The organism is Ruegeria sp. MALMAid1280, assembly GCF_049195285.1.
In the GTDB taxonomy this organism is placed as follows: Bacteria; Pseudomonadota; Alphaproteobacteria; order Rhodobacterales; family Rhodobacteraceae; genus Ruegeria.
Window position 1 is genome coordinate 1 of sequence record NZ_JBMIRT010000004.1, and the last position, 451, is coordinate 451.

The 451-nt window shown below is 62.7% G+C and carries 1 pseudogene; it reads right to left on the reverse strand.

Features of this window, described 5'->3' with window-relative positions:
- A pseudogene (glyA, locus tag ACOQFT_RS00020) lies at window positions 1-451 on the reverse strand (serine hydroxymethyltransferase); the annotation flags it as partial.

Sequence of the window (451 nt, forward strand, 5' to 3'; positions counted from 1 at the left end):
GCCGCGGGTGGTGCCGGCGGGCGAACCCAAACGGATGCCCGACGTGATGGTCGGTTTTTCCGGGTCAAACGGCACGCCGTTCTTGTTGCAGGTGATATGCGCCCTGCCCAGAGCCTTTTCGGTGGCGTTGCCCTTGACGCCCTTGGGGCGCAGGTCGACCAGCACAACATGGGTGTCGGTGCCGTGGGTGACGGTGTCCAGACCACCTTTGATCAGCTGATCCGACAGCGCCTGCGCGTTGGTCACAACCTGCTGGATGTAGCTTTTGAACTCGGGGCGCAGAGCTTCACCAAACGCAACGGCTTTACCAGCGATCACATGCATCAGCGGGCCGCCCTGAATGCCGGGGAAGATGGCCGAGTTCACTTTCTTGGCGATCGCCTCGTCATTGGTCAGGATCATGCCGCCGCGCGGACCGCGCAGGGTCTTGTGCGTGGTGGTGGTCGCAACA